A 14,036-nucleotide genomic window follows, 5' to 3' on the forward strand; every position below is an offset into this window, starting at 1 on the left:
AGTCCCGGCTGCGGCGTAGTGTCCTTGAGTTTCGCAGTTATGCGGCGGCTGCGGCGCCGGCCGAATTCACTCGGCTATCGGACACCTCACGAACGAGTATATGAATTCACAGCTCGTGGCATAAATGGACACCAAATCCGCAGTCCGAGAAACGCGGGGCAGCCCATGTTTGCGGGAGGCGGGCAGCACGGACAGGAACCGGCCCCGGTTGCGGTGGATGTGGCCCATGTTGTCGCGGGTGGCGAGCTTGCAGTCGGCGACGTAGAGGAAGTCGCCGCGTCCCAGGAGCGCGCCCAGGTTTGGACGTGGGTGCTGTCGTCGACGGTGATGCCGTCGGCCATCCAAAGGTGATCGGCACCGCGCCGTCGGCAGTCCCACGGTGAGGATGCCGAACCGGCGCAAAACGCGTTGATCACCGGCAGCGGCCCGAGCAGCTCGGTGGCGAGCTCGAACTTACCCGGCTGATCCACGACCGACCTCCTCGTCTCGAACAGCTTGACAGCTTGACAACCCGGACTCCATCAGTATTAATACTGGTGGAACCGTCCGGTGCCACGACACGCCGACATCAAAGGGAATCCATGAGCTCGCCGCAGCCCGATCCACAGACCCGCCGGGTCCAGCAACGCATCGCCGCCGACCTGGCCGCGATCAATTTCGCGCTCCCCGGCAGCATCACCGAACGCCGGATGCGCTGCGGGCAACGACGCTGCCGCTGCAAGCACGATCCCCCGCAGCTACACGGCCCCTATCTGCAGTGGACCCGAAAAGTCAACGGCAAGACCGTAACCCGGATGCTAACCCCGCAACAGCTCGACCGTTACCGGGACTGGCTCGACAACGCCCGCCGCCTCCGCGAGCTGACCACCCAGCTCGAAACTCTCACCATCCACGCCGTCGAACAGGCCGAAGGATGGGGAAGCTAAAAGGCGCCCGAGAAGTGCGGAAAACGAGGTCGCAGGGGTTTGGCCCCACTACCTGGGCAGGCCGAGGCGTCCGGCGACTCGACGCCCGGCACCGTAGCGCCCGGTGCGATAGAACGACGCCATGATGTCCTCGTAGCGCGGGCCGAGGATTCGGGGAATGGCATCGAAAACCCTTGCGTCAGGGCCGACCAACACCCGCGGCTTATTCTTCTTGACCCCACGCAGTATCGCCCTCGACGCTGATTCGGGGCTGGTGAACGCGATCCTATGGAAAATGCGGCTAAGCGTTTCGGGGTCCGAGCCGTCGGGCAGCCCTCGCGCGTGACCGGCGATGTTGGTCTTCACCCCGCCCGGGTGAACGCAGGTCACACCGACCGGATGCCTGGCGGCCCGGAGTTCTTGGCGCAGGGCCTCGGTGAAGCCGCGGACGGCGAATTTGGCGGCATTGTAGGCGCTTTGTGACGGAATCCCGACGAACCCGAAAACCGATGACACATTGACGATGTGGCCATCGCCGGACGCGATCAGGTGCGGCAGGAATGCCTTGGTGCCATGGGCGACCCCCCAAAAGTTGATGCCCATCAGCCACTCGAAGTCGTCCCAATCCATGTCGGTCACGTCGGCCGAGAGTGCCACACCCGCATTGTTGAAAACAAGGTTCACCCTGCCGAATTCACTGACGACGTTCTTTGCGTGGGCGTAAACTGCAGGCCGTTGGGCTACATCGAGCTCGAACGGCACCGCCTTAGCTCCGACCTTCTCGCATCGACCAGCGGTATCGGCCAGCGCGCTTGTATCGATGTCCGACAGCGCCAGCTGCGCCCCCTGTTCAGCCAAACTCAACGCCAGGCTGCGGCCAACACCTGAGCCGGCGCCGGTGATTACAGCCACTTTATTGGTGAAGTCCTTCATAACTTGATCGCCTCCGAATGTATTTAGACTGGCCGACGGTCGGTTCCGCAGATCGTTGACACCGCCCACCTCTTCTGTAACGACGAGAATCCACTGCAACTACATGACATGGCACAAGGTGCAAATCCGCCGGGGATGTTCACCGTCGCCACAGCCGCCCGTAGGACAACTAGAACGGCTAGGTATCCCGGAACATGACACGCGAGCCTGCTCGCTAAGCCGATCAGGTGGTCCCATGCCAGTGGCAATACGGTGGTCCCATCCTCGTGGCGAATGACAACGCAACACGCGAAGCGAAATCGTTGACAACAGCCCTCGGACCTTAACTACCCGGCATTGGGCCTAGCATCTCCTTCCAGCCGTTGTCGCCTGCGTTATTCGAATCTTCGACGGTATATCGAACCCCGTGGGGCCCTACAACTTCACCGCTTTGGGGACTGTAGAAGGCCGTAAGGCCGCTGGGAATGTAGATGCACGGGTTGGGCTGCTGCCCATTGCACCGCACCGTACCTTGGCTTGGCCGCTGCAGCGGATCGCTGTGGGGAGGAGGTGTGCCCGGCACCTGGTTGGCCGGCAGCGGGTTGAGGCCGTTATTGATCGACGGCGCCGGTATCACCTCACCCGGCTGCACCGGCTGATCACAGCGCGCTGCGGGTGCGGGGCAGTTGCGAATTTGGTCGGGATCCCCGTACCAGGGGTTGGTGCCTAACGGGATATACGGCTCGTTACTGCGGCATTCGCGCGGCGTGGCCGCCCGCTTGCCGGGGACGTCGACACAGGGATAGTTACGGGCGCCGCGAACCGCGTTCGGGGCTTCCTTCGGGATCTTGCAGTAGCGCGTCGTTAACTGCCCCGGGGTCTCGTCGGAGGGCGATCTCCATAGGGGTGGTGGCAAGAACCCGGTCAAGCACGCCGGCGTGACGTTAATCGGGGTGTTGAAGGAAAGAGACAACGAATCCGGGTAAGGAGCAGTCACCGTTTCACCGAACGCGGGGACTTGCGGCAGTATCACGAGGAATTGCTCGATGTTCTTGTTGTAGCGCTTAAGCAGGTCGGCCACGATCGCGACATTTGCCAGTGTCTGCGGCAGCGTCTCGCGCACGTCGCTGAGCACCGTGTTGATCTGATCGGCGGTCGGTGCTGCCTGGGTAAGGATGCTTTTGAGATTCTGGTCTTTTTCTGCGGCCTGCGCGTCTAGGATGTTCAGATTGTGAGCCCAGCGCTCGATGGGGTCGGCCGAGTCGACCTGGCTGTCGATGATCGGTGCGGAGTTCTGGATGATGTCGTTGACGTCGCCGAGGTTGAGCTTGAAGTCACCGACGGTTGCCTGGGTCGAGTCGACCAGCCGCTGCAGTGCCGGGCCCAGCCCGCCAACCGCTTGGGCTGTCTCGTTGAGCAGCGCGGTGATCTTGTCTTTGGGCAGCACGTCCAACGTGTGGTAAACGGTGCCCAGCGCCGGTCCGATTGGGCTGGGCACTGTGCTCTTCGTGATGGTCTGTCCGGGGGTGAAATACTTGCCCGGGTTTCCCGGCGACACTATGTCCAGGTATTGCTCGCCGATCGCGGACACCGAATGCACGTTGGCCGAGGCGTCGATCGGGATCTTGTACTGGTCGCTGATACGCACGCTCGCCCGAACGCCCCGTTTGGTGGGCTCGACGCTGGCAACTTTGCCGATGGTGATACCGCGGTAGGTGACGTTGGCCGTTGGATACAGACCGCCCGACGTGGGCAACTCGACTTCCAGTGTGTACTGGCCCATACCGGCCACGCTGGGCAATCGCAGATAATGCCAGCCCAGCGCGATCATCGCAAGCACGGTCACGACGGTGAACACAAGCACCTGAACGCGAATGGCCCGGGTCAACATGCGCTAGTCCTCGTCCCTCTCTGCGGGAACGTCGACGGGATTGGGGTTGAACCTCACGTCTGGGAGCATCGAGTTTGGGTTGCGTCCCCACGATTGCTCGAGTGCGCGCAGCGCACCGGAGAAGCCGGTTCCGGTAAGCAACGCGTTATCGACTGAACTCAACGTGAGATCCAACGTTATCGAGACGTTCATGGAGTCACCGTGCACCACTTTGGGAATGGCGTCGGCGCTGAAGGGAATGGTCAGGGCGATCTTTAGCGTCTCGACTAGGTCGACCGAAGCACGGCTAAGCTGTTTGAGCGGCCGCTGCAGCCACCGCACGTCTTGATCCAGGTTGGGACGCGCCGCCGTCAAGGTCTGGTCGAGAACGTCACTGAACCGTCCCAGGGCGTTGATCGCGTTGGCGAACAGATCGCGTTGATCAGCGAAATGTTTCGCAAGTCGCGAAAATTCGGTGAGAGCTCGGTCCAGGATGTCGGATCGGTTGGCCACATACGTCAACAGCCGGTCGGTGGAATCGATGGCGCGGGTGAGATCGTCACGTTGCTCGTTAAGCCGCGCAGTGAAGGTGTCGAGCTTTTCTAAGAAATCATGGATCTGATCGGCCCGGCCGGTGAGGATGTTGTTGACCTCGTTTGCAATCACCTCGACGTTCGGGATGCCGCCACCGCGTAGCACCGCGGCGACACTGGCTAAGACGCGCTCGGTGGTGGGATAGGCTGACGCATTCTGCAGCGGGATGGTGTCACCCTCCTTCAACAGTTGCGGCGACGGGTTGGCCGGCGCGGCCAGTTCCACGTGCTGAGAACCGAGCAGGCTGGTCTGTCCGATCTTGGCGGTGGCGTTCTTCGGCAGCTTGACGCCCTTATCCAGATCCAAAGTCAGCGTCGCGATCCAGTTCTTTAGGTTGATCGCCCGCACTCTGCCGACAAACACGTCGGCCACCCGTACCCGGCTGTTGGCGTTCAAGGCCAGCGTGTCCGGCATCTGCACATAGACTGTGTAGGAACGGGGGCGGGTTCCCGGACCGCCGGGCAGCGGCACATTGGCGATACCGTGCCAGCTGGTGCATGAGGTGAGTAGCGTCGCGGCGAGAGCCACCGCTACAACCTGCAAGGTTCTTCTCCGCATGTTCACCGGCCAGATCCTGTCGCTGCGGACGCCGCGCCAGCGGAGGGCGCTGGGGCCACTGGCAATGGTGGGGGCGGCCCCGGCGGCGGCGGATTGGTCTCGTCGTACGCATTCGGCGGTCCAGGCGGCGTCTGAAACCTCGATGGCACAGGTGTGATGTCCGGGCCGCCCACCAGTTCAGCCAGCGAGTCCGGGGTCAGCAAGTTCGCGGTAGGCGTCCCCACCTTCACGCCTTGCATCCCGGGCGCAGTGATCCACCCCGGCTCGTGGTTGCCGTGTGACAACGGTGAATCCGGTGCCCAGATCCCCGGCACGGTGGTGTCCTTGTACCCGGGTGGGGGCTGCAGCCGCGGCTCGGAGTAGGCGACATGCTTGGGCAGCACATCAGCGGTGGTGAAGAGGTTCACCCCCAACGGGGGGTAATTGAACTTGATCGCATCCAAAATCGGTGCCAGGTATTGCGCGCACAGTTCCGCGGACTCTTGATAGCCAAGGCGGCTGCCGGCCTGAATCGCGCTGCAGATGAACTGCATTGGGTTGGCGAAGTTGGGAAAGGCGAATTCCCCAGTCAGCGCGCCGTGTGCCGGCTCGTAGATGGCGAGCGCGTTAGCGGCGAAGTGGGGAAAGACATGCAGTGCCGTTTCCAACCCGTTGTAGGGCTCAGGCTGGACCAGCGCGGTGGTCACGTCGGCGAGCGTGTTGATGTCGTGGGTGAGCACCTCACGGTTGTCGGTCAAAAGCTTGCGCAATGCGGGGAGCATGTCGTCTACCTGCTGCACGGCGTTCGCGAGCGCTTGACCGGAGCTGGTGAGCGAGCCGGTGAATCCGGCGAGGTCGTTGTTCAGCGCGACGAAGTGGTGGTCGTCTTTGTGCAGCGCGTTGACGAACAGCGCCAGGCTGCGCAGCACGGCGAAGAAATCGCCGCGGCCTTCGTTCAGCGCGGTCAACGCCTGCGACAGGCCGGCCAGCGTGGTGTTGATCTGTTTGCCTTTGCCCGCCAGCCCGTCGGCGAACGACTCGATCGCCTCCCCAAAGGGGCCCTTGGGCTGCTCAGGTGTAGGACCGAGCTTGGAGACGACGTTCGTGACACTGTTGCGCAGTTCGTCCCATTCCACCGGCACCTGGGTGCGCTCGACGGGGATCACCGCGTGATCCCCCAGCACCGGGCCGCCCTTATACGGCGGCTCCAGCTGGATGACGCGCGAGGCCACCAGCGAGGGATTGAGAATCACCGCTGAGACATCGGCGGGAACCTTGTAATTGTTGTCGTAGTGGAAGGTCACCTTCATCTTGTCGCCGGACGGCTCGATTCTGTCGATCGCGCCCACCCGCACACCCATGATCTGGATCTTGTCCCCGGCATAGAGCGCGTTCGCCTCGGGGAAGTACGCGACCACGGTGTTAGTGGTCAGCCCGCGGTAGGCGTCCCGGCCCACGAACGCGACGACGAGGGCTAGCAGCGCCACCAGCGCAGCCACGATCACTGCGGCCCGCGACCTCTTCGGAAGCCGGAGCTTGCGGATGTCGAAAACGGTGCTCAATTCTGGCTACCTCCTGTCGCGGCGCCGCTACCGCCTGTTCCGCCCGGCGTGATGAACGGGCCCGGCAGCTGCGGGCCCGGCCCCGGCGGGGCTCCTGGTCCCGGCGGGAGCCCCGGCGCGAACGTCGACGGCGGCGGAGTCGGCCCAGCTGGTGCCAAGTTCTCGGTGCGTGCGCCCGGCGGTGCATTAATGGGCAGCGGCGCCGGGGTGCCCGGCACGTCGGGTGGTGGTTCGCCGGGCCGCCCGGCGATCGGAATACCCGGTGTCGGTGGCAGTCCGTTGGCGTTAGGCGGTGACGTCTGCACGTCGAGGGGTGCCGGGAATCCGCCGCCGCCGAACGGGGCCGCATCCACGCCCGCGCAGGGCAGCGGGTTCCACGGCCGCGGCAGTCCGTCGGCCGACGGGGTGTACGAACACGGTGAACCTGGCGGGACCGCCGGACCGGGATGGTCTGGAGTGCCCTCCAGCACCGGCGGCGCTGGCGGCGGAGCGCCGTTCGGGAAGCGGGTGCCGTTCGGGTCGGGCCAGCGGAACGCGGGCAGCCCTGCGCTGCGCCAAAAGTTCTCGGCGTCGATCCCCCGCTTTTTGAACGCCGCATCCACCCACGGCTGCAACATCCAATACGGCAGTAGGTTGATCAGGGCCACCTTGAAGTAGGGCCCCGACGCGACCGACTCGGCCAGTGCCGTGGCGTAGTAGCTCACAGCAGGTATCCACTCGACGAGATCTTTTTTGTGCTTGAGTAGCAGGTCGCTGATGGTGCGCAATTGCTCCAGCACTATATGCAAATTGGGGTTGTCGTCGATCAAACGCTTCAGCTGGGTCGAGACGGCCGCGATGTTGCCCAGCAGCGTATCGATGGCACCCTTGCGCTGGTTGAACGTCGCCAACAGTGTCTGCGTCTTAACCAGGAGCCGGTCGACCTGCTCGGCGCGGTCACCGAGGATGCTGGCCACCTGCCTGCCCTCGGCCAGGAGTCGTTGGATCTGCTCGTCGCGTTTGCCGATGGTGTCGGAAAATTTAGCCACCCCGTTCAACGCTGCGCTCAGGTGGGGAGAGGTCTGATCGACCGTCTGCGACAGCACCTTCAGTGAGCGTTTGACGGTGTCGATGTCCCAACCGGTGGCGGCCTTGGTGACGTCGAAGAATGCGTCGTAGATCTGGTATGGGCTTGTACTTTGCCCCAGCGGCAGCGTTGCGTTGGGCCGCAGTGGCTGGGCACCCTGCGGATCGATCTCGAGCACTTTCTTCCCGAGGATCGTGTCGGTGTGGATCGCGAGAAGGCTTTTGGTGCCGATTGTGCTGGAGCCGATGGAGAACTTCATCACGACGTGGTCGCCGTCGATCTTGAAACCCTGCACGGTGCCGACGTTCACCCCGACGATGCGTACCTTGTCGCCCTTGCTCAGCCCACCGGTGTCGCTGACCTCCCCGTAGTAACTCGCCTGGGCGAACAACATCGGAATGCTGGTGAAGCTTTGGCCTACGCCGGTCACCAGCGCCGACACGATGACGCCCATCGCCCCGAGCCGGTACCGATTGGCGGGTTGAAGGGTCCTCATTTCGGAGTACACCTCCCCGTTGGCTGTTGCCAGATCCGCACCGTGCGGACGGGCCCGCCGGGCTGCAGCCCGTTAACCTTGAGCGAGAGGTCGCACGCGTAGAAATTGAAGAAGTCGCCGTAAACCCCCCCGATACCCGCGACAGTTTTCGCCGATGTTGGGGCGTCCCGCAACACCCCGTCGACGTAGTCGATCCTGTCGATCAGCGGTTGGGCAATGGCTTCCACGTAGCCGACAGCGTTCTTGAGCAGAGGCCGGTTGTCGGCCAGCAGATCCGCGAGCTGGCCAGCGACGTTACCGATGTGCGCGACGCTGGCGGACAGCGGATCGGCTTGGTTGCTCAACCCGGTGATCAGCTTCTCGACGTTGTCGACCGTCTGGTCGAATTCCTCGCGATGCCTGACCGTGGTGTCCAGTACGATGTTGAGGTTTTTGATGAGTTCGCCGATGGCCTGGTCACGTTCCGCGATGTGCGCGGTTAGCTGCGCTACCTGGTCCAAAATGTCGTTGATGGTGCCGCCTTGGCCCTGGAATACGGTGACGATGGTGGTCGCGATGGTGTTGACCTTCCCCGGGTCGAGCGCCCGAAACACGGGCTTGAACCCACCGATCAGCGCGTCGAGATCGAGGGCGGGTTCCGTGCGCGATATCGGGATTAAACCGCCCGGCGGCAGCACCCGATCCATCCCCTCACCCTCGCCGCGCTTGAGTTCTAGGTAGCGTTGACCGAGCAAGTCGGCGTAGCGGATGAATGCTTTCGTCGACTGGTACAGCGGCACCGCGCGGTCTACGTCGAGGTTCACCTGCACCCGATGACCACCGTTGACGATCCGTACGGTGCGTACTTTCCCGATCTCCACACCGGACGCGCGGACGAACTGCCCGGCGCGCAAGCCGCTGGCAGTGCTGAATTCTGCGGTGTAACTGAAGGTACGGTTGAAGCGGATCTGGCCGAACACCACGACAATAGCCGCGGTGAAGGCCAATAACACCAGCGAAATGGTTCCGAGCTTAATTGCCGTGGCGGTGATTTTCATGGGTTGATCGTGTCCTCCCCCCACTGACGGCCCCAGACGTGTTCGACGGCTTGCGGTTGGCCGAGCCCGAAGTGGTTGTACGGCGCGATGCTGGCACCGCTGTCCGTCACCAAATACGGAGCCGGCCACAGGTCCCGGGTGATCGTCGCCCAACATCCCGGTTTCCCGCCGGGTCCGCCGTGAGCGTTCACCCGCGGCAGGTTGTCGGGGTAGACGTACGGGTTTTCCCCACCCAAGATCGTGCCGGTTACGTTCACCGCGTAGCCGTTGGCACCGCCCTGCAGGGACGTCACCTTCGGTAGCACGGCGGCACCATGGTGGAAGAGGCAATAGAATTCGGGACTGTAGGTGTCCAGCAGCTGGGAGGTCGGCACCAAATCGGCGACCGCTTGCACCAGGTCCGATTTGCCCCGGCCAACGACGTCTGCACCGGTGTTCCCGACTCCGACCGCGGCCAAGAGCGCGGCGTCCAACTCTTTTTGCTGCTGGTTGAAGGTGTGCGCCGTGTTCACTGCGTTGTCGAGCGCGTTCCACAAATCCGGCGACGCGTCAGCGTAAATATCGGCGAGATCCGCCAACCGCTGAATGTCATGGCGGATCTGGGGCATCTGCGGGTTGATGTCGTCGAGGACGGCGTTGCCGTTGACGATCGAGGCACCGAACTTGTCGCCAAGACCATTGAGTGCGTCGGCCACCGCCGACAGTGTCAGATTTACCTTGACCGGATCCAGCTTCTCTGAGATCTGCATGACCGTCTCGAACAACGTGTTGAACTCCGTTGACACCGACCTCGCCTCAAGTACGTCGGCCGGTGTAATCGTTTGCGGACTGGGGTGTTTCGGCGAGGTCAACGACACGTACTTGTTGCCGAACACCGTGGTGGCCGTGATCGCGGCATCCACGTTGGCCGGAATCAGCCCGATGTACTTCGGTGTGATATCAAGCCGAAGCTTGGCTGCCGGCCTACCGTCGTGCTCCACCTCGGTGATGCTGGTGACCCGGCCGATCGCTACCCCGTGATAAGTGACTTTCGACCCGGGATCCAACACCAAGCCCGACCGGCTCGTCAATAGTGTCAACGGCGTCTTGGGGGTAAAGCCACCCTTAAACTGGACCCACACGACGACCACGACGACCGCGATGACGAGCCACAAGGCCAGACCCGCTGACTTTCGGACCGGGATAAGCCGCCGTAGCCGCTTGCCTGAAGTTGCCACGGCGATTACACCGTGAGGTTGAAGTTCGGGTTGACGCCGTACAGCGCCAACGAAGCAGCCAGCACCACCAACACAATCGCGATCAGCGACGCCCGCATCGATCGGCCGACCGCTACGCCGACGCCAACAGGACCGCCGCTGGCGTAATAACCGAAGTAGCAGTGGTTCAACATCACGACGACCGAAATGACGACCGTCTCAGCAAGCGAGTACCAGAAGTCATTGACCCTCAAGAACGTATTGAAGTAATGCTCATAGGTGCCGATGGACTGGGCGTAGAACAAGGTGGTGACCACCTGCGCGGCAACGAACGACAGCAGAATCGATACCGCATAGAGCGGGATGATGACGATGAACGCGGCAATGCTTCGGGTGGACACTAGATAACCAATCGACTTGACACCCATCACCTCCAGTGCGTCGATCTCCTCGCTGATCCGCATGGCGCCCAGTTCCGCCGTGGCACCGGCTCCGACAGTGGAGGCCAACGCGGTGCCGGTCACAATTGGCGCTACCACGCGCACATTGGCCAGCGCGGCGAAGAACCCGGTGAATGCCTCCACACCGATATTGCCCAGCGAGGCGAAACCCTGAATCGCGATCAGCGAACCGGCCGACAGTGTCACAAAGCCGATGATCGCCACCGTGCCACCAACCGTGGCCATGGCGCCCGTGCCCATGCCGATTTCGGCGATCAGACGCAGGATTTCCCCGCGGTAATCCCGCAAAGCAGACCCGAGATGGCGGAGCACGGTGATGACGAACACCGCGACATCACCGGATCTGTCCAGCGCCCGACCCGGCGCGCCAATCCACCTGGTGCCTTGATTCCAAGCGCGCGGGAAACGCGAACGCGGAATGATTGCGGTGTTCAACCCTCAGCGCCCCGTTCCAAACCGCACACCGATGGTGGTCAGCACCACGTTGACCGCGAATAACGCGACCACCGCCAGCACCAGCGTCTCATTGACGGCTGTGCCCACCCCCTTGGCTCCGCCGCCGGCCGTCAGCCCGCGGTAGCAGCCCACCAACCCGGCGATCAACCCGAATACGGTGGCCTTCGCAATTGAGATCAGCACCTCGGGCAACCCAGTGATCAGGGTCAGTGTCGAAACGTATGCGCCCGCGGAGACGTTTTGGATATACACACCGAAAAAAAACCCGCCGACCAGTCCGATAACGATCACCGCGCCGTTGAGCAGCAGGGCTACAAAGGTCGACGCGGCGACCCGGGGAACCACCAACCGGTAGATCGGGTCGATGCCCAACACCTCGAGCGCGTCGATCTCCTCGCGAATGGTCCGCGCGCCCAAATCCGCACAAATGGCGGTGGAACCGGCCCCAGCGACCACGAGCACCGTCACCAGCGGGCCCAGCTGAGTGACCGCGCCCAGCGCAGCACCAGCGCCGGAGACATCGGCGGCGCCGAACTCGGCCAACAGGACGTTCAGCGTAAAGATGATGAGCACGGTCAGCGGGATCGCAACCATGATGGTGGGCAAAAACGACACCTCAAACAGAAACCAGCCTTGCACGATAAACTCGCGCCATTGGAACGGCCGCGCCAGCGCCTTGCCGGTCAGCACACACATCCGAGTGAAGTCGCCTACCTGCCCCAGCGGCTTCCGCAGTTGGTCGCGAAGATGGACGGTCAACGGTACGCTGTCAGCATTGGTCATCGTTGCCCTCCAATGGGACCGTGTGCGGGCAGTTTTCGTGAGTCAGGCCGTTGGGTTTCCGCAGTTCGCGTGTCGATGTCGGTGGGTGCGCCGAGTCCGCGTGCGCGCCAGGCTTGTTCGGCGAGGACCTCGGACAGGCGGTTCTCGAGTTGTTGGGTGCGTGCGGCCATGCGGGTGCAGCGTTGCTGGGCGGCGAGCAGGTCGGCTTGCAGTGAGGCACGAGTGACCTGGGGGCCGGTCTCGGGTTTGTCTGGTGGCTTCCAGGTCCCTGTTTCTTGGTCGAAGTCAAGGCTGGTGACATTGACCCCGAACCGGATGAACCGCGACAGCGCGTGCTTCTCGGCTGTGCCCTTGATGTAGCCGAGTATCTCGCCGCCGCCCGAGTACGCGCGCGACCAATTCGCATTCTGTTCGAAGGAATACGAATACAGCAGAGATGGGACGTCGCAGGCGGCACCAGGGTAGGTATTGTCGCGCCAGGTCCCTCCAACATCGTCGGCACCTCGAGGATCACGAAGTCGTCGATGCCCTGCTGTAACAGACGTATCGCGGTACCGATGCCAGCAACCGGTACCGATGATCAGAACGGTCGTGTCGCTCACTTGGCCACCGGTTCGTAGGTGAGCTCCTCGGTCCACGATGGCGTCTTGCCCAGCACCTGCGTCGGGAAATGATCGACAACGACCCCGAGTCGCTCCGAGACGAACTGAAGCGGTTGGGAGTGCTTGATCGTCGAGGACAGATGTGCTTTAAGGATGTGATAGCCCGGGATACGGCGAGTGTTTTCGCTGCGATCGCCGACATTGGAGTAGCGGATGACCGCGTTGTACAGCTTCTCCTCGGATAGGCCCCAGGCATTGAGATTGGTGAGCATCCTGGTCAGCAGCGGAAGATACAGTAGCGCACCGAGAAGAATCCTCGGGTCAACAAGCGATGCCGCGGTCTCGATGGCGTGTATCCGCATGGGACTGGCTCCGAGGTCGTTGAGCACCTGAAAACCCACCGCAAGATGACGCGACTCGTCACTGTTGACATTGTTGAACACCTCGGCGCACAGGGGGTCAGCCACCTCATCGAGAAGGAACTTCAACAACGCGCCGTCAAGTGCGCATTCCAAGGCCGGAATAGCCGAGCCGATCACGGTCAACGGAAGCACGTCCGCATAGCGGTCGACCCACTCAATCGCCAGCCGAATGTTCTTGTTCGGCACCGGGGTTTCTCCATCTTCGAGCATTCCCCAGCGGTGCATCAACGCCAGTTCAGCGTTGGCATGCCGCTGCTCCTCGGCGTGGAAGTACCTGTAGATTTCTTTCAATGCCTCAAACGGCGCCTTGGGCGCCATCGCCGCGAAGGCACGGGCACCGACATGCTCGATCCAGACCACATCGGACATGAATTGCTTCAATGCGGGACGTTGGTCATCGGTGATCAAATCCGCACCCGGTGCGTCCCAGTCAATGTCGGCGAGCGCCCATTGCCGGTCCTTGATCGTTTCCAGCATCTCACCGTATTCGAACGCCATTTCCTGTTCCTCCTTCCTAGCGACTAACGAGCGACTCGCTCGACGAGCCCCGGCGCACGGGTATAAGTCGGGGGCGTTGCTCTCTTGGCTTGCCATACGACTTCGCCGTCGGCCTGCGGCAGCACGTAGAAGCGACCGCGGTCGTGCACGTCCAGGGTCAAGGGCAGCTCCACCCGGTTCGCCGACAAGTGCAGCAGTTTCCTTCGGCCCGGACTGGATCGATGTCGGCACAGACCACGCGTCCTCCGCGACGGGCGAATGCTAGTTCAATGGCGAATGAGCGGCCTATGCCACTGCCTGCTCCAGTCACCACCGCGTCAGCACACTTTACTGCCCGAGACGATCGGCTAAGCGGCCAGAGCACTTACCGGTTCCCCGTCCGTGAACTATCCGGCTCGCTGGCAGTATGCAAGCGCAGATGCACTGTTGGTGGCATAAGCCACCATATGGGCGCACATGCCACCAGTTTGGCGTCGCGGACGGTGGCTTGTCAAGGATGCGGCGTGCCTCACCTACTTTGAGCGCGTGGCCGGTGGTGGTGCCTCAGCTATTTTGAGCGCGTAGCGCGGAAGGCTTGCCCGATGTGGAGGGCAAGATCGACATGGCCGCCAGACGGCAGGTAACCAACAAGCTGCAAGC

Annotated in this window: 11 protein-coding genes and 2 pseudogenes; 1 reads left to right on the plus strand and 12 read right to left on the minus strand. The window is 62.6% G+C overall.

The window, feature by feature from the left end; genetic code table 11:
• Positions 1–581: 581 nt before the first annotated feature.
• Positions 582–926 carry a DUF6788 family protein gene (locus MFM001_RS23535; protein WP_057003552.1) on the plus strand — a complete coding sequence of 115 codons (345 nt, stop codon included), beginning with the start codon at positions 582–584 and terminating at the stop codon, positions 924–926.
• Positions 927–974: 48 nt separating this feature from the next.
• Here MFM001_RS23535 and MFM001_RS23540 read toward each other — a convergent pair whose 3' ends face one another.
• The 12 genes and pseudogenes from MFM001_RS23540 to MFM001_RS23595 form a co-directional block, all read right to left on the minus strand.
• Positions 975–1,838, minus strand: coding sequence for an SDR family oxidoreductase (locus MFM001_RS23540; protein ID WP_057003553.1), 864 nt, complete (start codon positions 1,836–1,838; stop codon positions 975–977).
• Positions 1,839–2,160: 322 nt separating this feature from the next.
• Positions 2,161–3,708: an MCE family protein gene (locus tag MFM001_RS23545; RefSeq protein WP_057003554.1), complete on the minus strand. Its 1,548-nt coding sequence runs from the start codon at positions 3,706–3,708 to the stop codon at positions 2,161–2,163.
• 3 nt (positions 3,709–3,711) lie between these two features.
• Positions 3,712–4,839 (minus strand): virulence factor Mce family protein, encoded by a 1,128-nt coding sequence (locus MFM001_RS23550; RefSeq protein WP_057003555.1) that lies wholly within the window; start codon positions 4,837–4,839, stop codon positions 3,712–3,714.
• Positions 4,840–4,841: 2 nt separating this feature from the next.
• Positions 4,842–6,380 (minus strand): virulence factor Mce family protein, encoded by a 1,539-nt coding sequence (locus MFM001_RS23555; RefSeq protein WP_057003556.1) that lies wholly within the window; start codon positions 6,378–6,380, stop codon positions 4,842–4,844.
• Complete coding sequence (locus tag MFM001_RS23560; RefSeq protein ID WP_116377661.1) at positions 6,377–7,942, minus strand: MCE family protein; 1,566 nt, start codon at positions 7,940–7,942, stop codon at positions 6,377–6,379. Before MFM001_RS23560 ends, MFM001_RS23555 begins: the two co-directional genes overlap by 4 nt.
• A complete protein-coding gene (locus MFM001_RS23565; RefSeq protein ID WP_057003558.1) occupies positions 7,939–8,979 on the minus strand; it encodes a virulence factor Mce family protein in 1,041 nt (346 codons plus the stop codon). The genes MFM001_RS23560 and MFM001_RS23565 overlap by 4 nt, the downstream gene beginning before the upstream one ends.
• Entirely contained in the window at positions 8,976–10,196 is a 1,221-nt protein-coding gene (locus MFM001_RS23570; protein ID WP_057003559.1) for an MCE family protein, read from the minus strand. The genes MFM001_RS23565 and MFM001_RS23570 overlap by 4 nt, the downstream gene beginning before the upstream one ends.
• A gap of 5 nt (positions 10,197–10,201) precedes the next feature.
• The gene (locus tag MFM001_RS23575) at positions 10,202–11,071 is read right to left on the minus strand and encodes an ABC transporter permease (RefSeq protein ID WP_057003560.1); all 870 of its coding nucleotides are present in this window, start codon (positions 11,069–11,071) and stop codon (positions 10,202–10,204) included.
• 3 nt (positions 11,072–11,074) lie between these two features.
• On the minus strand, positions 11,075–11,875 hold the full coding sequence (locus MFM001_RS23580; protein WP_057003561.1) for an ABC transporter permease: 801 nt from the start codon (positions 11,873–11,875) through the stop codon (positions 11,075–11,077).
• Between the two features lie 260 nt (positions 11,876–12,135).
• A pseudogene (locus MFM001_RS23585) lies at positions 12,136–12,477 on the minus strand (NAD(P)-binding protein); the annotation flags it as partial.
• Positions 12,474–13,397, minus strand: a complete 924-nt coding sequence (locus MFM001_RS23590; RefSeq protein WP_057003563.1) for a hypothetical protein — start codon at positions 13,395–13,397, stop codon at positions 12,474–12,476. The gene MFM001_RS23590 and the pseudogene MFM001_RS23585, both read right to left, overlap by 4 nt.
• 159 nt (positions 13,398–13,556) lie before the next feature.
• Positions 13,557–13,761 (minus strand): annotated as a pseudogene (locus MFM001_RS23595) (short-chain dehydrogenase); the annotation flags it as partial.
• Positions 13,762–14,036 lie beyond the last annotated feature (275 nt).

It is taken from the genome of Mycobacterium sp. MFM001, from assembly GCF_003402475.1.
Classification (GTDB): domain Bacteria; phylum Actinomycetota; class Actinomycetes; order Mycobacteriales; family Mycobacteriaceae; genus Mycobacterium.